Source organism: Nesterenkonia flava, from assembly GCF_031432335.1.
Taxonomy (GTDB): Bacteria; Actinomycetota; Actinomycetes; order Actinomycetales; family Micrococcaceae; genus Nesterenkonia; species Nesterenkonia flava.
This window is the reverse complement of the sequence record NZ_JAVKGT010000009.1, coordinates 1-23,938: the sequence shown is the minus strand read 5'-3', so window position 1 is coordinate 23,938 and position 23,938 is coordinate 1. Positions and strand designations below refer to the sequence as shown.

General features: G+C 65.6%; 21 protein-coding genes, 3 tRNA genes and 1 pseudogene. 17 read left to right on the top strand and 8 right to left on the bottom strand.

Annotated features, from left to right (window positions below; all coding sequences use genetic code 11):
• Positions 1-33: 33 nt before the first annotated feature.
• Positions 34-1,347, bottom strand: a complete 1,314-nt coding sequence (locus tag RH857_RS04825) for a nicotinate phosphoribosyltransferase (RefSeq protein WP_374761119.1) — start codon at positions 1,345-1,347, stop codon at positions 34-36.
• 28 nt (positions 1,348-1,375) lie between these two features.
• Between RH857_RS04825 and clpS the strand changes: the two genes are divergently transcribed.
• The 6 genes from clpS (at position 1,376) to RH857_RS04795 (ending at position 5,812) form a co-directional block, all read left to right on the top strand.
• Positions 1,376-1,672 (top strand): ATP-dependent Clp protease adapter ClpS, encoded by a 297-nt coding sequence (gene clpS, locus RH857_RS04820; protein WP_310536836.1) that lies wholly within the window; start codon positions 1,376-1,378, stop codon positions 1,670-1,672.
• Positions 1,672-2,385, top strand: a complete 714-nt coding sequence (locus RH857_RS04815) for a DUF2017 family protein (RefSeq protein ID WP_310536835.1) — start codon at positions 1,672-1,674, stop codon at positions 2,383-2,385. Before clpS ends, RH857_RS04815 begins: the two co-directional genes overlap by 1 nt.
• A 77-nt stretch (positions 2,386-2,462) precedes the next feature.
• The gene (locus tag RH857_RS04810) at positions 2,463-3,245 is read left to right on the top strand and encodes an MBL fold metallo-hydrolase (protein WP_310536834.1); all 783 of its coding nucleotides are present in this window, start codon (positions 2,463-2,465) and stop codon (positions 3,243-3,245) included.
• Positions 3,246-3,273: 28 nt separating this feature from the next.
• Complete coding sequence (gene rph, locus RH857_RS04805; protein ID WP_310536833.1) at positions 3,274-4,014, top strand: ribonuclease PH; 741 nt, start codon at positions 3,274-3,276, stop codon at positions 4,012-4,014.
• A complete protein-coding gene (gene rdgB / locus RH857_RS04800; protein WP_310536832.1) occupies positions 4,011-4,670 on the top strand; it encodes an RdgB/HAM1 family non-canonical purine NTP pyrophosphatase in 660 nt (219 codons plus the stop codon). The genes rph and rdgB overlap by 4 nt, the downstream gene beginning before the upstream one ends.
• Positions 4,667-5,812, top strand: coding sequence for a 3'-5' exonuclease (locus tag RH857_RS04795; RefSeq protein ID WP_310536831.1), 1,146 nt, complete (start codon positions 4,667-4,669; stop codon positions 5,810-5,812). Before rdgB ends, RH857_RS04795 begins: the two co-directional genes overlap by 4 nt.
• Here the strand turns inward: RH857_RS04795 and RH857_RS04790 are convergent.
• Positions 5,793-6,467, bottom strand: a complete 675-nt coding sequence (locus RH857_RS04790) for an ADP-ribosylglycohydrolase family protein (RefSeq protein WP_310536830.1) — start codon at positions 6,465-6,467, stop codon at positions 5,793-5,795. The genes RH857_RS04795 and RH857_RS04790 overlap by 20 nt on opposite strands.
• An 85-nt stretch (positions 6,468-6,552) precedes the next feature.
• Here RH857_RS04790 and RH857_RS04785 point away from each other — a divergent pair, with 85 nt between their 5' ends.
• Genes RH857_RS04785 through RH857_RS04775 form a run of 3 tightly spaced genes read left to right on the top strand, consistent with a single transcriptional unit; the run spans position 6,553 to position 11,515 of the window.
• Complete coding sequence (locus tag RH857_RS04785) at positions 6,553-7,815, top strand: exonuclease SbcCD subunit D (RefSeq protein ID WP_310536829.1); 1,263 nt, start codon at positions 6,553-6,555, stop codon at positions 7,813-7,815.
• On the top strand, positions 7,812-10,901 hold the full coding sequence (locus tag RH857_RS04780) for an AAA family ATPase (protein WP_310536828.1): 3,090 nt from the start codon (positions 7,812-7,814) through the stop codon (positions 10,899-10,901). Before RH857_RS04785 ends, RH857_RS04780 begins: the two co-directional genes overlap by 4 nt.
• Positions 10,898-11,515 carry a hypothetical protein gene (locus RH857_RS04775; protein WP_310536827.1) on the top strand — a complete coding sequence of 206 codons (618 nt, stop codon included), beginning with the start codon at positions 10,898-10,900 and terminating at the stop codon, positions 11,513-11,515. The genes RH857_RS04780 and RH857_RS04775 overlap by 4 nt, the downstream gene beginning before the upstream one ends.
• Here RH857_RS04775 and RH857_RS04770 read toward each other — a convergent pair.
• The 5 genes from RH857_RS04770 to bcp form a co-directional block, all read right to left on the bottom strand.
• Entirely contained in the window at positions 11,507-12,256 is a 750-nt protein-coding gene (locus RH857_RS04770) for an alpha/beta fold hydrolase (RefSeq protein WP_310536826.1), read from the bottom strand. The two genes, RH857_RS04775 and RH857_RS04770, sit on opposite strands and share 9 nt — an antisense overlap.
• A 52-nt stretch (positions 12,257-12,308) precedes the next feature.
• Positions 12,309-13,805: a malate:quinone oxidoreductase gene (locus RH857_RS04765; RefSeq protein WP_310536825.1), complete on the bottom strand. Its 1,497-nt coding sequence runs from the start codon at positions 13,803-13,805 to the stop codon at positions 12,309-12,311.
• 90 nt (positions 13,806-13,895) lie between these two features.
• On the bottom strand, positions 13,896-15,536 hold the full coding sequence (locus RH857_RS04760; protein ID WP_310536824.1) for an ABC transporter substrate-binding protein: 1,641 nt from the start codon (positions 15,534-15,536) through the stop codon (positions 13,896-13,898).
• A 167-nt stretch (positions 15,537-15,703) separates the two neighbouring features.
• A tRNA-Leu gene (locus RH857_RS04755) sits at positions 15,704-15,787 on the bottom strand.
• 77 nt (positions 15,788-15,864) lie between these two features.
• Positions 15,865-16,332 (bottom strand): thioredoxin-dependent thiol peroxidase, encoded by a 468-nt coding sequence (bcp, locus tag RH857_RS04750; RefSeq protein ID WP_310536823.1) that lies wholly within the window; start codon positions 16,330-16,332, stop codon positions 15,865-15,867.
• An 81-nt stretch (positions 16,333-16,413) separates the two neighbouring features.
• Between bcp and RH857_RS04745 the strand changes: the two genes are divergently transcribed.
• On the top strand, positions 16,414-16,962 hold the full coding sequence (locus RH857_RS04745; protein WP_310536822.1) for a hypothetical protein: 549 nt from the start codon (positions 16,414-16,416) through the stop codon (positions 16,960-16,962).
• A 112-nt stretch (positions 16,963-17,074) separates the two neighbouring features.
• Here the strand turns inward: RH857_RS04745 and RH857_RS04740 are convergent.
• Positions 17,075-17,150 (bottom strand) — tRNA-Lys (locus RH857_RS04740).
• Positions 17,151-17,441: 291 nt separating this feature from the next.
• On the opposite strand from RH857_RS04740, the pseudogene RH857_RS04730 reads away from it, so the two are divergent.
• The 7 genes and pseudogenes from RH857_RS04730 (at position 17,442) to RH857_RS04700 (ending at position 23,917) form a co-directional block, all read left to right on the top strand.
• Positions 17,442-19,051: pseudogene (locus tag RH857_RS04730) on the top strand (AbgT family transporter).
• Between the two features lie 123 nt (positions 19,052-19,174).
• Positions 19,175-19,248: transfer RNA gene (locus RH857_RS04725), tRNA-Pro, on the top strand.
• A gap of 49 nt (positions 19,249-19,297) precedes the next feature.
• Complete coding sequence (gene tig, locus RH857_RS04720) at positions 19,298-20,650, top strand: trigger factor (RefSeq protein WP_310536820.1); 1,353 nt, start codon at positions 19,298-19,300, stop codon at positions 20,648-20,650.
• A gap of 164 nt (positions 20,651-20,814) precedes the next feature.
• Positions 20,815-21,423 carry an ATP-dependent Clp protease proteolytic subunit gene (locus RH857_RS04715; protein WP_310536819.1) on the top strand — a complete coding sequence of 203 codons (609 nt, stop codon included), beginning with the start codon at positions 20,815-20,817 and terminating at the stop codon, positions 21,421-21,423.
• Positions 21,424-21,460: 37 nt separating this feature from the next.
• Positions 21,461-22,105: an ATP-dependent Clp protease proteolytic subunit gene (locus RH857_RS04710; protein WP_310536818.1), complete on the top strand. Its 645-nt coding sequence runs from the start codon at positions 21,461-21,463 to the stop codon at positions 22,103-22,105.
• Positions 22,106-22,240: 135 nt separating this feature from the next.
• On the top strand, positions 22,241-23,533 hold the full coding sequence (gene clpX, locus RH857_RS04705; RefSeq protein ID WP_310536817.1) for an ATP-dependent Clp protease ATP-binding subunit ClpX: 1,293 nt from the start codon (positions 22,241-22,243) through the stop codon (positions 23,531-23,533).
• 99 nt (positions 23,534-23,632) lie between these two features.
• Entirely contained in the window at positions 23,633-23,917 is a 285-nt protein-coding gene (locus RH857_RS04700; RefSeq protein ID WP_374761118.1) for a hypothetical protein, read from the top strand.
• Positions 23,918-23,938: the final 21 nt, after the last annotated feature.

Here is a 23,938-nt window from a genome sequence, read left to right as displayed (position 1 = left end):
GGGGCCGTCATGCGACGACGGGAGCAGCGCAGCTCAGGAGAAGATCGTGGGGATCACCGGGTCCCCATCACTGAGGCGGTGAGCCTGAGCCGGAAGTTCTGCCAGGGACTCGGCATGGCGTTCCCGTGCGGTCCGTACTGCCTCAGACCCGGTATGACCGGGGCGGAGCTCGCCGTCGACGATGAGGGGCACATGAAGTGACCTGGCGGAGCTGCCTTCAGTATTAGGCTCGCCGCCCACCCCCAGCACTTCAGCCTCGGCGATCCCGTGCTCATCGAAGGTGCGCACGGGGTGCTTCACCCCGGCCCGGCCAGTCTTGCCGGCGGAAGCCTTCTCCACCGGCACGGGGGTGCCGGCGTCGTCGTCGCGCTCCACGAGCTTGTAGACCATGGAGGCGGTAGGCGCACCGGACCCGGTCACCAGACGGGTGCCCACGCCGTAGGAATCCACCGGAGCGGAGGCAAGGCGGGCAATAGCGTACTCATCCAGGTCCGAGGAGACGATGATCCTGGTGGAGGTGTTGCCCAGGGAATCCAGCAGCCGGCGCACCCAGTGCGCCTGCTCCACGAGATCGCCGGAGTCTAAGCGGACCGCGCCCAGCTCAGGCCCGGCGATCTCCACTGCCCGGCGAACGGCAGTCTCCACATCGAAGGTATCCACCAGCAGCGTAGTGCCGGGGCCAAACGCCTCCACCTGGGCGCGGAAGGCCTCCTCCTCGGAGTCGTGCAACAGGGTGAACGCGTGGGCGGCGGTGCCCAGGGTGTCCAGCCCGAACTGGCGACCGGCCTCGAGGTTGCTGGTGGCGGTGAATCCGGCCACCGCGGCCGCGCGCGCGGCTGCCACCGCAGAGTGCTCCTGCGTTCGGCGGGATCCCATGTCCACGCACGGCCGGCCGTCGGCCGCCACGGTCATGCGGGAAGCTGCGGAGGCAATGGCCGAGTCGTGGTTCATCACCGAGAGCACGTAGGTCTCCAGCACGCAGGCCTCGGCAAAGGTCGCCTCGAACCGAAGGACGGGGGAGTGCGGAAAGTAGGTCTCGCCCTCCGCGTATCCCAGCACGGTGCCGGAGAAGCGGTAGCCGCTGAGGTAGTGAAGGGTCTCGTCGTCGAACACGCCGGTGGAGGAGAGGAAGTCCAGCTCCGAGGTGCCAAACCTGAAGCGCTGCAGACCCTCCAGCAGACGCCCGGTTCCGGCCACTACCCCGTAGCGCCGACCTGCCGGTAGCTTGCGGGCGAAGACTTCGAATACGCATCGGCGGTGCGCTGCACCTGAAAGCAGCGCCGCCTGCACCATGGTGAGCTCGTACTGGTCGGTCAGCAGAGCAGAGGATTCCGTCATCGTCCCCATCCTAGCCCCGGCTCGTAGAATGGCCTGTATGAGTTCCGCCCCCTCCGCCACCCTCCCGCGTGAGGACACGGACGTCTCCGAGCAGGTCTTCGCGGCCCACCCGTACCACGTCGTGGTCTGGAACGACCCGGTGAACCTGATGTCCTACGTGGCATGGGTCTTCCGCAGCTACTTCGGCCACTCCAAGGAGAAAGCGCACCAGCTCATGCTCCAGGTCCACCACGACGGCCGTGCGGTAGTGGCCACCGGACCGCGGGAGAAGGCCGAACGCGATGTGACCGCCATGCACAGCTACGGCCTCCAGGCCACTCTTGAGGAGGCCTGATGGCCCGCGCCTTCCGCGCCACGACTCGTGGATACACCGCAGACCTCGACGCCCACGAACGTCGCCTGATCTCCGGTCTCTGCGCCGACGTGATTCAGCTGCTGGAGGCCAGGGCTGCTGAGGTGAGCGGGGCTGCTGAGGTCAAGGCGCGGCCTCAGACCCCGCAGCACGACGACGACGCGGCCTCCACCGCAGGCTCTGAACCTTCTGAGATCGCTTCTTCCCAGGCCGAAGACGATGACGTCTTCGCCCACTTCCGCCGGGAGCTGGAGGGGCTGGGTGAGGAGGTCCCCGACGCCGGCATGGCCCCGCCCGAGGATCCGGTCCTCGCGCGCCTGCTGCCCGATGCCTGGTCCCCGGATCACGCCTCTGACAGGGGCGAGGCGGGCCAGTTCCGGCGCCTGTCCGAGGCCTCTCTGCGGGAGTCGAAGATCTCGGATCTCCGCACAGCGCGCATGCTTTTAGAATCTTCCCCGGTGCGGCTGCGCGAGGAGCAGGCTCCCATCTTCGGCCGGGCCCTCAACGACCTGCGCCTGACTCTCTCCGTGCGGCTGGGCATTGAGGACGAGGACGATGCCGAGCAGATCCACCAGATGGCGGTGGACGGTGGCGCCAAGACCACGGAGACCTTCATGGCGGAGATCTACACATTTCTGACCTGGCTGCAGGAAACGCTGTTCTCCGCGATGCTCGATGTACTGCCCGATGAGTAGTCGCTATGCTGACCACAGCCTCGCCACGAACAGCACGTTAGAGCAGACCGAGCACCGTAAGGGAGCAGCATCAGCCTATGAAGTTGACGATTGTCGGAAACAGCGGCTCCTTCCCAGGCCCAGCCTCTCCCGCCTCCTGCTACCTGCTCTCGGCCGAGCATCAGGGGCGCACCTGGCGGATCATCCTGGACCTAGGCAACGGCGCCATCGGCGCCCTGCAGCGGCATATTGCGCTTGAGACCCTCGACGCCGTCGCCTTGAGCCACCTGCATCCGGATCACTTCATGGACCTGTGCGGCCTGCATGTGGCTGTGCGGTGGCGGCCCGGGGGCTGGCCCAGCGACAAGATCCCTGTCTACGGTCCTACCGGCACCCACGAGAGGATCACCTCCGCCTACGGCTTGGGTGAAGATGAGACGATGGACGCCGACTTCGACTTCCACATCTGGACTGCGGGTCAGGCCGAAACCGTGGGGCCCTTCACCATCACCCCCATCAAGGTCCGGCACACCATCGATGAACCCTATGCCCTGCGGGTCCAGGTCACTGAGGACGGTGTCACTAAGACGCTGACCTACTCGGGTGACACTGATGCCTGCGACTCTCTGGTCGAAGCGGCCCAGGACGCAGACCTGTTTTTGTGCGAGGCTGCGTTCGAGGACGGACGGGACGACCACATCGAGGGCATCCACCTCAACGGCACGCGGGCGGGACAGATGGCGGCCCGGGCGGGAGCCAAGCGTCTGCTGCTGACCCACATCCCGGTCTGGACCGATGCGAAGGTGGTCCGGTCCCACGCCGCCAAGCACTACGACGGCGAGCTGGGCACCACGGTGCCCGGCACCACCTACGAGATCTGATACGTACGCAACAGGAGTACCGCACACCGTGACACAGAACTACGTCCGAGCAGACGGCCGTGCCATCGATCAGCTCCGTGAGGTGAAGATCACCCGCGGATGGTCTGAGCACGCCGAGGGAAGCACGCTCATCGAATTCGGCAATACCCGGGTGCTGTGCACCGCAAGCTTCGAATCTGATGTGCCCCGCTGGCTGCGCGGAAACGGCACCGGCTGGGTCACCGCGGAGTACGCCATGCTTCCGCGTGCCACCAACACCCGCAATTCCCGGGAGTCCGTCAAGGGCAAGATCGGCGGACGGACCCACGAGATCTCCCGGCTCATCGGCCGCTCCCTGCGGGCCGTGGTCGACACCAAGGCACTTGGTGAGAACATGATCACCCTGGACTGCGACGTGCTCCAGGCCGACGGCGGCACTCGCACCGCCGCGATCACTGGCGCCTTCGTCGCTCTGGTCGACGCGGTGGAATGGGCCCGCGGCGAGGGCCACATCTCCAAGAAGGCGGAGATCCTCACCGACTCGGTGGCAGCCATTTCAGTGGGGGTCCTGCCCGACGGCACTGCGGTGCTGGATCTGCCCTACGGGGAGGACGCGACCGCCGGCACGGACATGAACGTCGTGGTGACCGGATCCGGCGACTTCGTCGAGGTCCAGGGCACCGCCGAGGGCGTGCCGTTCTCCCGAGACCAGCTCAATGAGCTTCTGGACCTGGCCGTCATCGGCACCGGCCAGCTGGCCGAGATCCAGCGCGAGGCACTGTCGAAGTGATCGAGCAGACAACCCCTGCCGGCGCGACCGGGGCCCTGGTCGTCCTGGCCACGCGGAACCAGGGCAAGGTCCGCGAGCTGCGTGCGCTGTTGGCCTCTTTGCCCGGCCTGGAGGCGGTGGACCTGGAGACGGCGGTGATCGACGCCGTAGCCGCCGGCTGCAGCGAGATCCCCGAGACCGGTGTGACGTTCGAGGAGAACTCCTTGATCAAAGCACGCGAAGTGGCGCGGCAGACTGGCCTACCGGCGGTGGCCGACGACTCAGGGCTCGCCGTCGAGGTCCTCGGCGGAGCTCCCGGCATCTTCTCGGCCCGGTGGGCCGGCACGCAGGCCTCCGATGAGGCCAACCTGCAGCTGCTGCTGGAACAGCTGGCCGATATCTCCGATGAGCACCGCGCCGCCGCCTTCGTCTGCGCCGCATCACTGGTGCTGCCCTCTGGGGATGAGTACGTCGAGCACGGCCGCCTGCAGGGCACGCTGCTGCGCGCACCCCGCGGAGACGGCGGCTTTGGTTACGACCCGATCCTGCAGCCGCTCGGGGAGTCCCGCTCCTGCGCCGAGCTGAGCATGCAGGAGAAGAACGCCATTTCCCACCGTGGCAAGGCTTTCGCCGCTCTGGCGCCGCGGATCGCGGCGGTGCTGCAGGCAGCGCGGTGAGGCGCCCAGCAGAGCAGATGCACGACTCCCAGCAGCATCATCCCGTAAGAGGCGTCCCCGGACTGCACTTCACCGCAGTGGATTTCGAAACCGCCAACGGCTTCCGCGGTTCCCCGTGTGCGGTGGGCCTTGTGCGCATCCGTGACGGCAGAGAAGTCGACTCGTTCTACACCACCATGCGGCCGCCACTGGGCTTTGACCGGTTCGATCCCCGCAATGTGGCCATCCACGGCATCACCCCCGAACAGGTGGCGGACGCCCCGCGGTTCGGTGAGGTTTTCGGAGAGATCATCGACTTCATCGGTGAGGACACGTTGGTGGCCCACAACGCCGCTTTCGACCTGGAGGTCTTCGAATCCTCCCTCGAAGTCTCCGGCTTGGACTGCCCCGGGATGCGTTGCCTCTGCTCGGTGAGCCTCTCCCGTGCCACCTACGAGATTCCATCCCATGCGCTGCCACAAGCAGCGGCAGAGGCCGGTTACGAACTGACCCGCCACCACTGGGCGCTGGAGGACGCGCGAGCCTGCGCGGCAATCGTCGTCGACATCGCCCGACGCCGGCAGGAGGCCACCCTGGAGACGCTCTTCGGCTCCTGCGGGGTGGAGACCACCGAGCTGGCCTCCTGGGAAGGGATCCGCGACCGGGAGTCCCGAGCCACACGGCAGGTCCGGGCCTTCGCCCACCTGTTCGACTCCCGGATTCCCGACATCGACCCCCAGAGCTTGCCCGACCTAATGCGCTGGCAGGACGAAGGCAGAAACCCGCAGGTCAGTGCAGAGGCTGATCCCCAGCATCCCCTCTATGGGCACCACGTGGTCTTCACGGGAAATCTGGGCATCCCACGGGCTGAGGCCAAGAAGCTCTGTGCGCGGCTGGGGGCGAGCACCTCATCCCGCGTGACCGGAAGCACCAGCCTGCTTGTGGTGGGGGATGGGTTCGAACCCTCCGATATGTCAGACCCGGAGGCGTGCGAGCCGCTGCGCAGCAGCAAGGCCAGGGACGCGCTTCGGCGCCGCGACTCCGGACAACCGCTTCGGGTGTTGTGCGAGGAGGACTTCCGCGAACTCATCGGAGCCGAATGGCCCCAGGGGCTCGCGCCCCTGCCGGCCGCGCTGAGCAACGCTACTGCCGCGGGGATGTAACCTCGCGCCAGCGGCGCCCCAAGTCCTCGACGACGACGCCCAGCAGGCCGATCCCGGGCAGCTGGGGCTGCGTCTGCACGGGTTCTTCACTCAGCTGGTGATGAAGATGACGGACGTGCTCCTGGGCTCGTGCCACCAGCTCCGGGCTGCCGTGGGTCAGGCAGACCGCCTGCTCGGTCCAGTTCATGCGCATGGACTCGTCGATATAGGGCACCAGAGCCAGGGGTGCCAGACGCAGGAGGACGCCGTCGTCGTCCGCCTCAGGCTGGGCGGGGGCAGAGGGGTAGGCCATCTCGCCGGAGGAGAGCCCGGCTACCGCCGTGCCGGAGGATCCGGGAGCCACCTGCACCGCGCCTGAGCGCAGCAGCAGTCCCAGGGCTCGATCGGTCGGGCGCTCGGGCGGCTCGGGCGCCTTCGGAGGGTAGCCCCCGTTCATTAGCCGGTACCAGCGCAGCCCCGCCAGCCACATGCAGGCCATGGGATCCGCTCCGGTGCCCTGGCGCGTCCACTCCAGGACCTCCAGGAGCCCGTCGGCCAGGCACAGCCGGTGCAGCAGCTCCGCATGGACGGTCACTGCCTCGTTCTGGTCGGCCTCGGGAAATTCCTGAGCCATTGCCTGCTCAACATGACTGATCAGCGCCTCATCGTGTGTCACGTGTTCAAGGGTATGTCACCTTCTGAGGGCGTCATGATTGAGCGTGGTGCGAGGGGATGTCCCACCCAGTCGCTAGCGTGGAGGTATGCGGATCCTGCACACCTCTGACTGGCACCTCGGACGGGGCTTCCACGGCTATGCTCTGCGCGCCGAGCAGGAGCAGATGCTCGACACCGTCTGCGCTGCGGTTCAGGAGCACGGCGTCGATGCCGTGCTGATCTCCGGAGACATCTATGACCGGGCCTTTCCTCCCGAATGGGCCGTTCAAGCTCTGGAGGATGCCCTGCTGCGGCTCGTGGAGCTGGGCTCCAACGTGATCATCACTTCCGGCAACCACGACTCGGCGGCGCGCCTGGGCTTTGCCCGCGGCCTGATGTCGGCCTCGGGGGTGCATATTCGCAGCGCTCTGGAAGACGCCTGGACTCCCGTAGAACTCGCCGAGGGTGATGAGCGCGTCCTGGTCTACGGGGTGCCGTATCTGGAGCCGCAGCTCTATGCGGCGCAGTTGGGCTGCGCACGGGCCCATCACACCGCCGTGATGAATGAGGTGCTCGGGCGAGTCCGTGCCGACCTTCGCCAGCGCCGTGAGGTGGGGGAACATATCGACAGGGTGCTGCTGATGGCGCATGTCTTCGCCGCCTCCGGGGTGGCGACCGACTCGGAGCGCAACATCGGAGTGGAGGCTCGCGCGGGTGATGTTCCCGAGCATCATGAGGAGACCATCGGCGGCTTGTCAGTGGTACCGCTGGAGCTCTTCGGCGGATTTGACTACGTGGCGCTGGGACACCTGCACGGACGGCAGAGACTGAGCCCGACGGTTCGCTACAGCGGTTCACCCGTGACCTACTCCTTCTCGGAGGCGGATCAGGCCAAGGGGGCATGGCTGCTGGACACCCGACCAGCGCAGGACCCCGCGGAGAATGGAGCGGAGCGTGCGGAGCTGGTCCGGACCGAAGCGGTCGACGAGGACGTTCCTATAGCCATCACGCCCCTGGGCTGGCGGATCGGCCGGCAGGTGAAGAAGCTGCAGGGCACGATCGAGGAAATCCTCTCCCCGGAGACGGTTGAGGCCTGGTCCGACGCGTACGTGCAGATCAAGCTCACCGACCCTGAGCGACCCGAACGTGCCCACCAGAGGGTCCGCGAGGCCTACCCCTATCTGGCCACCTTCAGCTACGAAGGGGAGGGGCGGGTCCGTTCCAGCAGCACCTATTCGGCGAAGGTCGAGGGTGCTGCCAGCGATGCTGAGATCATTGCTGGTTTCCTTGCCCATGTCCGTGACCGTGGCCCCAGCGACCAGGAGCGGCGTGTGATCGAGGAGACCCTTGAGGCGGTGCGTATCCGATGAAGCTGCACACCCTGACCCTGTGCGCCTTCGGTCCCTTTCCCGGCACCGAGAGCGTGGACTTCGACGCGCTCGGTGCCGACGGCCTCTTCCTTCTGCAGGGCAAGACCGGTGCGGGCAAGACCAGCATCTTGGACGCCATCACCTTCGCCCTCTACGGGGACGTGCCCGGGGAGCGAGACAAGAATCTGCTGAAGTCCCACCACGCCCCCGCCGAACGTGAGCCGTATGTGCTGCTGGAGTTCACCAGCGGTGAGAACCGCTACCGCATCCGCCGAACTCCGCAGCACTACCGCCCCCAGGTTCGTGATGCCACCCAGTGGCGCCAGATCAACCAGAGCGTCACCCTGGAGATCTTTGACGGCCAGGAGTATCAGCCCCTCACCAGCGGAGTGCAGGCCGCCAGCGACGAAATTCGCAGGCTCCTGGGCCTGGACATGGCGCAGTTCACCAAGGTGATCCTTCTGCCCCAGGGAGCGTTTGCTCAGTTCCTGCACGCCAACAGCAAAGAGAAGCAGGCGCTCCTGGAGCGACTCTTCGACACTGACAGATTCCGCGCGGTCGAGGAGCACCTGCGGAACCTGGCGCGTGAGACGGAGACGCAGGTTAAGGAGATCGACGGTCGGATCGAGGTGCTCTCGGGGTCGTTACGCCGGGACGCAGCGGTGCTGCTGTCCCTTCCCCAGCCGAACAGCGCCCAGCAGGCGCAGGACCAGGATCCGGATCTTCGGGAAATCCCGGTACCGGATCTCAGCAAAGCGGTCAACGAGGCGGCTGAGCATCACCACCAGGTGCTGACCGCGGCACTGAGCGCATGTACCGAACGCCGCGACGAGGCCCTCGCGCGGTCCGAGGAGCTTCACCTTGCACGCCGGCAGCTGCTGGCCTACGCCGAGCACCGGCGGGCCCTGGAAGCCCAGGCGCAGAGACATCCCGAGATCACACGGATGCGCGCCCAGCTGAGCGACCACGAGACCGCCACGGGGGTGAAGCAGTGGTTCGACGCCGCGGAGCACGCGAGCCGGCAGCTGCGCCAGACTCAGGAACGTGCGCTGGCTGCGGCTGACGTCGCGCAGCGGGCGCTCCACCAGCAAGAGGACATTCAGCCCCGGCAGATCATCGCCGAGGGCACAGCAGAAGTTGCCGGCGACGAGCTTGAGGCCGCCTACGAGGAACTCGTGACTCTGCGGTCGCGGCTCACCGAGCAGGACGCGGCCGACCTGGAAGACCGTCACCGGCGCCTGGTCCACGAGCAGGAAACCGCCCAGGCTCGACGTTCCCGGGCGCAGAAATCCGCCGCGGGCCTGGAGCAGACGCTGAATGCAGCACAGGCACAGCAGCAGGAGCTTCAGGCTGGCCTTGCTGACCTCGACGCGCTGGATGCTGAGCTGGAGGAGGCTGGTCAGCGCACTTCCCGGGCGGCCCAGCTCGTGGAGCTGGTTCAGCGCAGAGACTCAGCCCAGCAGCGCCTGATCGACGCCGAGGAGGAACAGCGCCTGCACCACGAGGCCCAGGGCGCGGCAGAAGAGGCCTACCGGGCGGCCTCGAGCAGCTACCTGCGCAATATGGCAGCCCATCTGGCAGCCCAGCTCAGTCCAGGAGAACCGTGTCTGGTCTGCGGATCCAGTGAGCACCCTCAGCCCTACGAACCCGGCAACGACACCGCCACCCAGGAACAGGTCGAGGAGGCCCAGGCCCGCCTGGATTCTGCGCGCCGAGCAGCGGAAAGCGCCCGCGCGGTCGCTGAGGCCGCCCAGGAGAGGCTCACCGAAATCCTGACAACCCTGGGTGAGGACGCCGAAACCCCAGCAGCGCAAGCACAGGAGCGTGCACGTGCAGCGGAGGATGACCAACGCGCTGTACGACGGCGGCGGCGCGAGCAGCATCAACTGCGCGAGGAGCTGGGCCAGCTCACCAGCCAGATCGGGGAGACCCGTCAGCAGCTGACCGAGGCTCAGCACACAGTGCAGACTCAGACCACGGAGATCGGCAGGCTCGAACACGAAGCGCAGTCGCTGGAGACAGCCCTGGCACAGCTGAGGGGGACCCACCCCACCGTGCATGAGCGCTTGGAGGCACTGGCCGGTCTTGACAGTCTTCTGGATCAGGCTCGAAGGGCCGTCCGGCAGGCCGAGACCGCCGCCTCCCAGGAGGCCACGGCGCATCGGGCTGCGGAGCGCCAGCTGGTGACCTCGCCGTTCGCGACCGCAGAGTCTTTGACCGGGGCCCTGCTCAGTGCCGAGACGGTTGAGGAGCTCAGCGCCCAGGTGCGCAGGTTCGAGGCTCAGGAGCAGCGTCTAGCGGCCCAGGGCGAGCAGGACGAGGTTGCCCAAGGACGTAGACGGCACGACGCGGGAGAGAACCTGCCCGGCGAAGAGCAGCTCCGCGAGGCGGACCAGCTGGTTCAACGCGCCCAGCAGGACTGGGAGGACTCTCAGCGTGCCCTCACCACCTTCGAGGCTCGCGCGGAATCGGTCAACGAATGCCTGTCATCCTTGGACGCGGCCCTCACCGAACGGGAGACCCTGGCCGCTGAACAGCTGCAGCGCGCGGAGTTGGCGGCCACCGTCAACGGGAGCGGGCCGGACAATCCGCTGCGCATGACGTTGACTGCCTTTGTGCTTGCCGCCCGGCTGGAGCGCGTGGCAGAGGCGGCCAGCCGTCACCTCCACGCGATGTCCGAGGGCCGGTACCAGCTGCTCCACGATGACGACACCCGAGGCCGCGGCCAGCAGGGGCTGGATCTGAAGGTCCATGACGAGCACGCCGACGAGCAGCGGCCCACCTCATCGCTCTCAGGCGGCGAAACCTTCATGGCTTCCCTGTCTATGGCGCTGGGGCTGGCTGAAGTGGTGCAGGCGGAATCCGGCGGGATCAGCATGTCCAGCCTCTTCATCGACGAAGGGTTCGGGTCACTGGATGAGGAGACTCTCGAGGCCGTCATGACGGCGCTGCACGCCCTCCAGGGTGAGGGGCGGCGCGTGGGCGTCGTCAGCCACGTCAGCGAAATGCACCGCCAGATCCCCGCGCAGCTGCAGGTCATCAAACAGCGCCACGGATCGACTCTGAGAGTGCGGGCCCCGCAGTGAGCGCCCCGCTGCCGGGCAGCGCTGACACAGGACCCGAAGGTGCTTCAGCACGCCGCGGTCGGCACAACGGTTCTCATGCCGGGGACAGGCTTCTGAGGGCCGCTGTCCAGCTGCCCCGTGTGCTGCTGCTGCCGGCACTGGCGCTGGCGATTACGGATGAGGGGACGTTTCTGCTTGCAGTCCTGACCATGCTGCTCACGTTCGCCATCCTGTGGTGGGCACCGCAGGCCACAGGGTGGATGGGCCGACGGTTTTCCGTGCGGAACATCCTGCTGCTGACCGGGATCGGCCACACGGCGGTGCTGATCGTGCTGATCCCCGCCATCGACAACCTGCTGGGCGCGCAGAACCCCTGGGCCTCTGCCCCTGTGGTGCTAGTGCTTTCCCTGCTCGCCGGTGCAAGCGCGCCCGTGCTGCCCCGCCCGCTGCGCAGTACGGCGGTGAACCGCCTGAGTCTGGTGCTGGCTGTGGTGCTGGGATTCGCGGTGGGCCTGTTCTCCACCGCGGGGGTGCTGGGTCTGGCCGCCGTGCTCTCCGCAGCCACCACACCGGTGCTGGCTGTGCGGCTGCCCGCTGAGGAGCAGGACGAACCTCCGCGGAGGATTTCAGCCTGAACGGTGCCCGGCGAGAAACTCCAGGACTGCGCTCTTGTACGTGGCCGAGGTCAGAGCGTTGACGTGGGTACGTCCGGGGAGCGGGACAAACTCCGAGGGGCTGCCGGTCCCGGCGACCAGATCGGCCAGAGCATGAGCGCCCTCAGCGATGGAGTCGCGTTCTCCGGCGACCACCAGGGTAGGCACCGTGGGGACCTTAGCGGTCGGATCCAGACGGTCCTGGGCCAGGCTCAGGCGCAGTTCCACCACATGCGGCAGGTTCTGGTCCGGAAGAGCCGCGGCCACGGTAATGAATCGGCGAGTCCGTTCATCGCTCGGTTCCTCCCCGCCCGCCGCCCAGGCGCGGGCCTGCTCGGCATCCACCCGGTAGACCTCGTCGGTGACCGGTGAGCCGCCCATGACCAAAGAGGCGACGGCGTCGTCGTGCTCATAGGCCAACTCCCACGCAATACGCGACCCCAGCGAGTATCCGTGCACTGCGGCAGTGCCGCCGGCCTGATCGATGACCTCGGCCAGATCCGCCACCAGGTGAGGGATCCGCAGGCCTGTCGGGTTTATCTCCGAGGAGGCTCCGTGGCCGGGCAGGTCCACGGAGAGGATCTCTCGTCCGGCGTCGGCCAACGGGTCCAGCCACCCGGTCTTCACCCAGTTGAACAGCGTGTTGGACGCGAAGCCGTGGATCAGCAGCACCGGCTCCACGCCGTCCTCGACGGAAGCCGGTGCCCAGCGATGCACCGTCATACCCCGCGGAGTCCGGAACGACTCAGGCGCGGGGTAGCGGAGCCTGCCCATCTCAGACGTCGAGCTGCAGAGTCTTGTTAGTGGCGGCCGTGACCTCGCCCAGGAGCGTGGGGTCGTCATTGAGAAGGCGGCCGTAGGAGGGCACCATCTGCTCCAGGCGGGGCTTCCATCCTTCAGCCTGAGCCGGGAAGCAGCGCTCGAGCAGCTTGAACATGATGCTCGGCGCGGTGGAGGCACCGGGGGAGGCACCCAGCAGGCCGGCGATCGAACCGTCGCCGGCAGCCACCAGCTCGGTGCCGAACTGCAGCACGCCCTTGCCCTTTTCGTTCTTCTTCATGACCTGCACGCGCTGGCCGGCGGTGATGAGCTCCCACTGGTCGCCGTCGGCCTCGGGGTAGAAGCGGTGCAGCTCCTCGATCTTGGCCTTGCGGGACTTGGTGACTTCCTTCACCAGGTAGGTGACGAGGTCGGTGTTGTCCTTACCCACCTGCAGCATCGGCACGAGGTTGTGCGGACGCACAGACAGCGGCAGGTCCAGGAAGGAGCCGTGCTTGAGGAAGTTCGTGGAAAAGCCGGCGTAGGGGCCGAACATCAGCGTGCGGCGACCCTCCACGAAGCGCGTGTCCAGGTGAGGCACCGACATGGGAGGAGCGCCCACTGACGCCAGGCCGTAGACCTTGGCGTGATGCTGCTCAGCCACCGCGGAGTCGGTAGCGCGCAGGAACTTGCCGGAGACCGGGAAGCCGCCGAAGCCCTTGATCTCCTCAATGCCGGAGGCCTGCAGCAGACCCAGAGCACCGCCGCCCGCGCCGACAAAGACGAAGCGTGAGTTGGCGGTGGTCTTCTCGCCGGTGGCGGAGTTCTTCACGGTGACCTGCCATCGACCGTCGGTGCCCCGGCGGATGGAGGTGACCTCGTGGCGGTAGCGGATGTCCACCCCGGCGGAGTCCAGGTGCGTGGCCAGCTGCCGGGTCAGGGATCCGAAGTCCACATCGGTGCCGGAGGCGAACTTGGAGGCTGCCACGCGCTGAGAGGAATCGCGTCCCCGGGTCAGCAGAGGCGCCCACTCGCCGATGACTGAGTGGTCCTCAGTGTGCTCGATATCGGCGAAGAGAGGCTGGGCGGCCATGGCCTCGTACCGGTCCTGCAGGTATTGCGCGTTCTCATCGCCCCACACAAAGCTGATGTGCGGCAGGGCGTTGATGAAGGTGCGCGGGGAGCCCAGGGTGCCGTTCTCCACCCAGTGAGACCACAGCTGCCGGGAGACGTGGAACTGCTCGTTGATGCCCTGCGCCTTGACGGTGGAGATCTGACCGTCGGTACCGCGGGGAGTGTAGTTCAGCTCGCACAGGGCGGCATGGCCGGTGCCCGCGTTGTTCCACGGGTTGGAGGACTCCTGTCCGGCCTGGTCCAGCTTCTCGAAGAGGCCGATCGACCAGTTCGGCTCCAGCTCCTTGAGGATGGCCCCCAGGGTGGTGGACATGATGCCCGCCCCGATGAGGATGACATCGAAACGGTCAGCTGCGCTGGTCGACGGTGACGTGGCCACAGGTTCTCCTTGTTCAACTGGTGAAACTGCTCAACTGGTGAGAGTCGGATTCGCCCTTGACTTTACCCGCGGCGTGAGACCCCCATGAAATTAGGAGGGCACGATGTCGTCGAAACGCTCGTGAAGCACCGGTGACATCGGGTAGTCCACGACCTTCGATCCCAGAGCCAGACCGGAGATGGGGTACACCAGGGGCACCGCCGGCATGTCCGCTGCCAGAATGTCCGCCGCCTGTCGGTAGAGCTCGTCGCGGGCCTCATCGTCCAGCTCCGCACGGGCCTCGGCCAAAAGCTGGCGCAGCTCTTCACTGTCATAGCGGAACTCGGCCGTGGACTGGGAGAAGAGGGGGCCTAAGAAGCTGTGGGGCGAACGGTATCCGCCGTTGCGCCCCAGCAGATGCATGGCGCGCTGGTCGTCTCCGAGCATCCTCTCCAGATACCCCTCGTCCCACACGACGGGCCGCGGCTGGATGACGAACCCGGCGGCGGTGAGATCCCGGGCGATGCGGGCGAACACTGCTTCGGGCTGGGGGAGGTAGGAGCGGGTGGTCCGCATTGGGTAGTAGAAGACCAGTGGTTCGCCGTCGTAGTCCGACTCCTCCAGCAGGCGCTGGGCCTCGGCAAGGTTGCGACTGTACCGGGGCACCTCCTCCGAATGCACGCCCAGGGCGGCGGGAACAAACTGGTGGGCCGGACGGGTCCCGTCCAGGAACAGCCCTGCCATCAACTCGTTGCGCTCCACTGCTCGGGCTGCTGCTTCGCGCACCGTCAGATCGGACATCACCGGGTGCTCGAGGTTGAAGCCCAGGTAGAGGATGGAGAAGGGGTCACGCTGAAGAATCTGCCGCCCTGCCTGCACCAGCGGGCGAAGGTTGTCCGCGGTGATGTATTCATAGACATCAGCGGCTCCCCGTGTCAGGTCTCGAAGCCGGTCGAAGGACTTGGGTACGGAATTCACCTGAATGCGCGGCACTGCGGGAGCCCCGCCCCAGTACTCTTCGAAGGCTTCCAGGGTCACGTTGCCGTCCTCGCGGGCCGTGAGGCGGTACGGCCCGGAGCCGGCGGGCTCGCGCTCGAGGAGATCGGGGTCGTCGTCGCTGATGCGTTCGGCTGAGGCGATTCCGAAGGCCGGCAGCGTCAGGGCCTGCAGCAGATACGAGACAGGCTCGGTGAGGGTCAGCACCACTGTGGTCTCGTCCTCGGCCTCCACGGACTCCAGGACGCATTCCTCGCTATCGAGGAAACCGCCGAAGACGGAGGGAAAGGCCAGAGACGTGCCGTTCTCGGCCTCGGTGCCGTAGATCTCGTTCAGGCGACCCCAGCGCTCAATATTGGCGACGACGACGTCGGCGCTCAGCTGCGTGCCGTCATGGAAGGTCACGTCCGGCTGCAGCTGGAAGGTGTAGGTCAGGCCGTCGTCGCTGACTTCCCACTCGGTGGCCAGAGCCGGTGCCGCGGCGCCGGTCTCACGGTCGATGCCGATCAGGGATTCATAGATTTGCCGACAGATGCGTTCGGACTCGGTGTCTACGGCCAGGGCGGGGTCGAGGCTGCGGACGCGGGAGGTGGCCGCAATGACAATGGTTCCCTTATCCGCGGGGTCGGCATCGGGGGAGGGGGAAGAGGAGGGGGTTTCGTCGGTTGCGCTGAAGGGGAGATAGGGGGTCAGCGCCGCTGAGGCGCCGGTCAGACCGGCCGCGCTCAGGAAACCCCTGCGATTCACTGTGGCCATTGGCAGAATTCTACCGGTGCTCAGGGCCCGGGGGCGCCGAGGGACCTGCCGGTTGTCGCGACGAATTCACGGACCGCGTCGACCCCGATCCGTGAAGACCGGCCTGGGCTTATGTCCTGCCACATAGGCACGGGAACCTGAGCCTGATCAGTGGGGCATGTTCTGTCTGGTGCGCGAGGCGGGACTTGAACCCGCACGTCAAAGACACTGGAACCTAAATCCAGCGCGTCTACCAATTCCGCCACTCGCGCGTGCGAGGGACCAGTCTACAAGCTCACCGGCCCCACGCCGAGGTGTCGCCCTCGCCGACACGTCCTCGGAGCTCGGTTCAGACGCCGAGTTTGTCCTTGAGCCGCTGAACATGGCCAGTGGCTTTGACGTTGTAAAGCGCGTGCTCCACGACGCCGTTCTCGTCCACGACGATGGTGGAACGAATCAGTCCTTCCACGACGCGGCCGTAGTTCTTCTTCTCGCCCCACGCGCCATAGGCCTCGGCCACGGAGTGGTCCTCGTCCGACAGCAGAGGGAAGGTCAGCTGCTGGTCAGCGGTGAATTTCTCCAGCGCGGCCACGGGATCCGGCGAGACTCCCAGCACGTGGTAACCGGCGCCCTGCAGGGAGGCCATGGAATCACGGAAGTCGCACGCCTGGGTGGTGCAGCCGGGCGTAGAGGCTTTGGGGTAGAAGTAGATGATGACTTTCTGGCCACGCAGGTCCTTCAGCGAGACGCTGTCCCCAGTGGCAGTGGTGAGGGTGAAGTCGGGTGCGGTGTCGCCGGAGGCAAGACGCTCGGACATAGCTGCTCCTTTAAACCTGTAGATGTCGGGCTGTGACCAGCGTATAACGTGGTTGTCACACCCCCTCTCTACACTGATCCCATGGTCATCCACACCGACCGCAGCGCCGCGGAGGAGCAGCTTGTGGCGGCCCTGCGCGCTGCCTTCGACGCCTCGGTCATGAACTTCGGCTCCTACAACATTCTGTACGCGCAGAATCTGCTTGGTGGGGAGACCGGGGGCGAAGCCACCGGCGGGTCAGAGCCCTCGGCTCAGGAGACCGTGGCCCAGGCGCCCCACCTGCTGGTGGGGTATCGCCGGGGTCCTCTGGAGATGGTGCTGTGCCCGGTTGACCTGGAAGCCGCGCTGGCTCGTGTGCACGCGATATCCGCGGGGGAGGGGTCGGACCAGGAGGACGTTCGGCCGTCCATGCCTGTTACGGTGAACCTCACCAACCTCGCGGCGATGTCCGCCGACGATGATGTTGTAGAGATCACCCTCTCCACGGGGCGCAAGGTGAAGCTGCGGATGTGCGGGGAAGTGCGTTTCGACGGGCTGAGCCAGGTCCGGCTGCGCCAGCAGAACGACGTCGAGGACTTCAACGATTTTCTCGACGAGTTCTTCGACACCGTGGAGCTCATGGGTCACTGACGAGCTCATGGACCACTGAGCCGCGCGCAGGCTTCAAGGGGGGCACAAAATGAGCCGCTGACCAGTACCTCGAGGAGTGAAGTGCTGATCAGCGGCTCATTTTCTGATGCTGTGGTGGGCCGCCCGGGACTCGAACCCGGAACCTGCAGATTAAGAGTCTGATGCTCTGCCAGTTGAGCTAGCGGCCCGTCTTTCTTCAGTTATTCGCGCCCTTCATCTCTTCGGGGCAACGACGTAAAAGCCTAGCAGGACTTTTTCGCCGATGCCAAATCGTGGTGCAGCTCTACTGATCGCACCTAGCGGAGAGCCGCCGTCTCGCCGGCTTCGGTGCCTGTCTGAGGCGAATCCCACAGGCCCTGCGGGGGCTTCAACGGTGACGTCGTCGCCCATGACGTCTATGTTCTTCGGGACAATCTTGACGCCTTCAGCCCCAGATCCCGGGGCTGAGACCGTATTCTTCAGGAACGGACACCCCGCGAATGAACCCCACAGCCAACGAGCCTGTCCCCGGCGCAGAGGCCGCGGCGCCCGAGACAGGCACCCGCCGCCGCGGCATCTTCCAGCGATTCCTCGACGGCATCGAGTTCCTGGGCAACAAACTGCCCCATCCGGTTACCCTTTTTGCTCTGCTGACCCTGGCGGTTGTGGTGCTCTCCTGGGCTCTGGGCGGCTACAGCCTGGAGTTCGAGCGGTTCAACGAAGAGGGCGAGCTTGTCACCGAGACAGTGGCGGTCTTCAATCTGCTCTCGGCCGAGGGCGTGCAGTGGATGTTCACCTCCATGGTTGACAACTTCCTGGGCTTCGCCCCCCTGGGCGTGGTGCTGGCGACCATGATCGGCATCGGCATGGCGGAGCAGACCGGCCTGATCGGCACCGCGCTGCGGACCTTCATCCTTTCCATCCCCCGTACCTTGGTGGCGTTCGCCATCGTCTTCGCCGGCATTATGTCCTCGGTAGCCGCCGACGCCGGCTACGTGGTGCTGCCTCCGCTGGCGGCCATGCTCTTCGTCGCGCTGGGGCGGCACCCCTGGCCGGCATCGCCGCCGCGATTGCGGGTGTCTCGGTCGGCTTCAGCGCCAACCTGCTGCTCTCCAGCATGGACGCCGCCCTGGGAGAGCTGACCCTCCAGGCCGCGGCGACCGTCGATGAGGAATACGCCGAGGGCATGAACATCTTGATGAACTACTGGTTCATCCTGGTCTCGACCTTCGTCCTGGCCATCACCGGCACCCTTGTCTCCCGTTACGTGGTCGAGCCGCGCCTGGGTGACTGGCACGGCGAGGGTGCTGCGGCCGAGGAGGATCGGGCAGCCATGACGATCACCTCCCTGGAGAAGAAGGGCCTCATCGCAGCGGGCATCGCCCTGGTGGTCAGCGTGGCTGCCATGCTGCTGCTGATCATCCCCGAGAACGCTCCGCTGCGCGGAGAGGGCGGCGCGATCGTCCAGTCGCCGTTCATGGACCCCCTCGCCGTCGTCATCATCGCGGTGTTCTTCGTGCCAGGTCTGGTCCACGGCATCGTCACCAAGGTGGTTCGCAACGACACCGACGCCGTCAACCACCTGTCCAAGACCCTCGCCGGTATGGCCATGTTCCTGGTGCTGGCGTTCACCGCCGGACAGTTCATCGCCTACTTCACGCAGTCCAACCTCGGCCAGATCGTCGCGGTGCTCGGCGGTGACGCACTGGAGGCCATCAACCTCAACGGCTTCCTTCTGGTGCTTGTCTTCATGCTCTTCGTCGCCGTCGTGAACCTGTTCGTGGGCTCCGCCTCCGCCAAATGGGCGCTGCTGGCCCCGATTATGGTGCCGATCATGATGCACCTCGGGCTCTCCCCGGAGCTGACTCAAGCCTCCTACCGCGTCTCTGACTCCGCTACCAATATCCTCTCCCCGCTGCTGCCCTACTTCGCGATCATCATCGTGGCGGCCCAGCGCTACGACAAGCGGCTGGGAATCGGCTCGCTGATCTCGGTGATGCTGCCCTACGCCATCGCTTTCATGGCGGTCTGGTCAGTCATGACTCTGGGCTGGATGGGACTGGACCTGCCGTTGGGTCCGAATGCGCCCATCTACTACGAAGGCCGCTAGTTTTCTTCCGTGCAGGCGCCGGTCGGGCGGCATAATTCGCCCGGCCGGTGCCGGACACGCTATTGTGTATCGGTCCGTGCCGACATGGCGCCGAAACCCCGCGAGCGGGGGTGCGGAGCATGACGGGGTGTAGTTCAGTTTGGTAGAGCGCCTGCTTTGGGAGCAGGAGGTCGCAGGTTCAAATCCTGTCACCCCGACGGAATCCTTCTAACAACATTGCAGTAACACCTATTCAGGAGCCCCCACGTGGTCAAGAGCACCGTCGAAGAACTGAACCCGACTCGAGTCAAGCTCACGGTTGAAGTCTCAGCCGAAGAGCTTGAGCCCAAGATTAAGGATGCCTACAAGAGCATCGCTGCACAGGTTCAGGTGCCCGGCTTCCGCAAGGGCAAGGTTCCTGCTCCGATCATCGACCAGCGTGTCGGTCGTGAGTACGTGGTGCAGCAGGCCATCAACGACGGCCTGCAGGAGTTCTACCAGGCTGGTTTGGCTGACGCCGAGCTCACCCCGCTCTCGCGCCCCGAGGTGGAGGTCGAGGAGATCCCCGACGTCAAGACCAACGAGGGTGTGCTGAAGTTCTCGGGCGAGCTGGACATCCAGCCCAAGATCGAACTGCCTGACTACAAGGGCCTTGAGGTTGAGGTTGAGGCTCGCGAGGTCGACGACGAGGCAGCGCAGAAGCAGCTGGACGAGCTGCGCTCCCGCTTCGGCACGTTGAAGGACGTCGAGCGTCCGGCCGCCACCGATGACTTCGTCACGATCGACCTCTCCGCAACCATCGACGACGAAGAGGTCGACTCCGCCACCGGTCTGTCCTACCAGGTGGGCGCAGGCACCATGCTCGAGGGTATCGACGAGGCCCTCGAGGGTCTCTCCGCCGGCGAGGACGCCACCTTCACCACCACCCTGAAGGGCGGCGAGCACTCCGGTGAGGAGGCCACCGTCAAGGTCACTCTGACCGCCGTGAAGGAGCGCGAGCTCCCCGAGGCCGACGACGAGTTCGCGCAGATGGCCTCCGAGTTCGACACCATTGACGAGCTCAAGGAAGACCTGAAGAAGAAGGCCGAGGAGAACCTCGTCACCGAGCAGGGCGTCGAAGCCCGCGATAAGGTGCTGGCCAAGCTCATGGAGCTGGTTGAGGTGCCCGTGCCCGAGTCTGTGGTCGAGTCCCAGATCGAACAGCACTTCAACGCTCAGGGTCACTCCGCCGGCGACGAGCACGACACTGAGGAGCACCGCTCCGAGATCCGTGAGCAGACCGAGGAGGCGTTCCGCAACGAGATCGTCCTGGACAAAATCGCCGAGGCCGAAGAGGTCAACGTTGATCAGTCCGAGCTGATCGAGTACATCGTCTCCACCGCCTCCCAGTACGGCATGGAGCCCAACCAGTTCGCCCAGATGCTGGACCAGGCCGGCCAGGTGCCCATGATCTTCGGCGAGGTCCGTCGTCGTAAGGCGCTGGCGAAGGTCCTGGAGTATGCCAAGGTCACCGACTCCAACGGCGCCGAGATCGACCTGAGCGACTTCGTGACTCCTGCCTCCGCTGAGGACGAGGCCGAGGAGCAGGTCGAGGCCGCAGAGACCGAGACCGAGAAGTAAACCTTAAGCCTCCGCTGAAAGAGCCCCAGCCTCCCGCGCATACCCCACGGGACTGGGGCTCTTTCGCGCCATGGGCGAACACCCCAGCCGACGGCGTCGTCGGGGAGTCTGCGTCCAGTAGTGTTCCTGGTACAACATCACACGATTGACAGTGGAGGTAATCCGTGTCTGAGCACCCCACCGCGGCGGCCACCGTGGCTCCCGAATCCCAGGACAACTACATCTACAACCGTCTCCTCAAGGAGCGGATCATCTGGCTCGGCAGCGAGGTGCGCGATGACAACGCCAACGCCATCTGCTCCCAGATGCTGCTGCTTTCCGCCGAGGACCCCGAGGCGGACATCTACCTCTACATCAACTCGCCCGGCGGCTCCGTGACCGCCGGCATGGCGATCTATGACACCATGCAGTTCATTCCGAACGACGTCGTCACCGTCGCCACCGGCCTCGCGGCCTCCATGGGGCAGTTCCTGCTCTCCTCCGGAACCCCCGGCAAGCGCTTCGCGACCCCGCATGCTCGTATCCTCATGCACCAGCCCTCGGGCGGCATCGGCGGCACCGAGTCAGACGTGCGCATCCAGGCTGAGCTCATTCAGCATATGAAGCAGGTCATGGCAGAGCTGACCGCCGAGCAGACCGGCCAGTCGGTGGACACCATCCTCAAGGACAACGCCCGCGATAAGTGGTTCACCGCGCAGGAGGGCCTCGAGTACGGATTCTTCGACAAGATCGCCCAGCGCTCCTCCACCGTCTCCGGCGACGGCGGCCTCTGAGAGACATCGGCTCATCACGCACTTTAGGAGAATGACAATGAACTTCGATTTCACTCAGACCGCGCCGCAGATGCCGGAGTCCCGCTACATCCTCCCGCAGTTCGAGGAGCGGACCCCCTACGGCTTCAAGCGCCAGGATCCCTACGCGAAGCTCTTCGAGGATCGGATCGTCTTCCTTGGCGCCCAGGTGGACGACGCCAGCGCGGACGACATCATGGCTCAGCTGCTCGTGCTGGAGTCCATGGACTCCGAGCGCGACATCACTCTCTACATCAACTCGCCCGGCGGCTCCTTCACCGCAATGACCGCCATCTACGACACGATGCAGTTCATCCGTCCGCACGTGCAGACGGTCTGCCTGGGCCAGGCGGCCTCGGCGGCTGCGGTACTGCTGGCCGCGGGCACCCCGGGCAAGCGCCTGGCGCTGCCCAACGCCCGCGTGCTGATCCACCAGCCGGCAATGGGTGGCACCCGCGGCACCGCGACCGACCTGGCCATCCAGGCGGACGAGGTGCGCCGCATCCGCACGTGGATGGAGGAGGTGCTCGCCAAGCACACCAACAAGTCCCCGGAACAGATCAGCGAGGACATCGATCGCGATAAGTTCCTCTCCGCTGAGGGCTCCAAGGACTACGGCCTGGTGGACGAGGTCCTCGCCTCTCGCAAGCTTCCTCTCAGCTGAGAAGGCTGAAGACGAAGGGCTCGTCGCTGCTGCGGCGGGCCCTTCGTCGCATCCGCGCCGGTCACCGAAGATGTCAGCGCGGTGGCGTAGTCTGGATAGGTACTATCGTTGGCGGACCTTGAGGGGTTTCATTCCATGGCACGAATTGGTGAGAGCACCGATCTGCTGAAGTGCTCATTCTGCGGGAAGAGCCAGAAGCAGGTCCGCTACAAGCTCATCGCTGGCCCCGGCGTCTACATCTGCGATGAGTGCATCGAGCTCTGCAATGAAATCATCGACGAGTACCTCAACGAGGTGCAGGAGTCTGATGACTTCGAGCTGCCCACGCCCAAGGAGATCTACCAGTTCCTCGACGAGTACGTCGTAGGACAGGAGAAGGCCAAGCGCACCTTGGCCGTGGCGGTGCACAACCACTACAAGCGCGTGCAGGCCACTGGCTCCTCCTCCAAGACCGCCTCCCTGGAGAAGGGCCCCTACGACGACGTTGAGATCGGCAAGTCCAACATCCTCATGGTGGGGCCCACCGGTTCGGGTAAGACCTACCTGGCACAGTCCCTGGCCAAGAAGCTGCAGGTTCCCTTCATCGTTGCCGATGCCACGAGCCTCACCGAGGCCGGCTACGTGGGAGAGGACGTCGAGAACATTCTGCTGAAGCTCATTCAGGCCGCCGACGGCGACGTGAAGAAGGCGGAGCAGGGCATCATCTACATCGATGAGATCGACAAGATCTCCCGCAAGTCGGAGAACCCCTCCATCACCCGCGACGTCTCCGGTGAGGGTGTGCAGCAGGCCCTGCTGAAAATCCTTGAGGGCACCGTAGCCTCCGTGGCACCGCAGGGCGGGCGCAAGCACCCCCAGCAAGAGTTCATCCAGATCGACACCTCCAACGTGCTGTTCATCGTCGCCGGTGCGTTCGCCGGACTGGAGGAGATCATCGAGTCCCGCGCCGGGCGCAAGGGCATCGGCTTCGGTGCGCCGCTGAGCACCATCACGCGCGGCGAGGTTAGCTATGCGGACGTCGAGCCCGAGGATCTGCACAAGTTCGGGCTCATCCCCGAGTTCATCGGGCGCCTGCCGGTGGTGGCCACGGTCGAAGAGCTCGACGACGCCGCGCTGACTGACATCCTGACCAAGCCCCGCAACGCCCTGCTGAAGCAGTACCAGAAGATCTTCGCCATCGACGACGTCGAGCTGGAGTTCACCGACGGCGCGGTCGCGGCGATCGTGGAGCTCGCTCAGGCCCGGGGCACGGGCGCCCGCGGTTTGCGATCCATCCTCGAGGCAGTGCTGAACTCGGTCATGTTCGATCTCCCCGGCCGCGATGACATCGCCGCGGTGACCATCACCGAAGAAGTCGTCCGGGATGCTGCCGAACCAGTCCTTCTCACGCGCAGCGAGGCTAAGAAACTCCGCAAAAAGTCTGCCTAGGGCGGCACGGCCCCCCGTTTCTCCAGCAAGTCCAGCTTACGTCCAGGTCACATGCCGATGATGTGATCAGCGTTACCTAGATGGATGGCTGGAGAAACCATGACGACAACTGGAGGCGCAAAGCGCCGACGAGGTCACATCGGCATCGGAGCCGTTGCCATGACCGCGGCTTTGCTACTGACTAGCTGCGGCGAGGGCGACGACACCCCAGTACTGACCTGGTACATCAACCCAGACGACGGCGGTCAGCAGGCCCTAGCAGAGAAATGCACGGAGGAAGCCGACGGCGCCTACCGCATCCAAACTTCACTGTTGCCCAACGATGCCCCGTCACAGCGCGAACAGCTAGCTGTACTTCCCCGTGAGGTTGTGAACACGGTCTGAGGGCACAGCGCCTCCGATGGC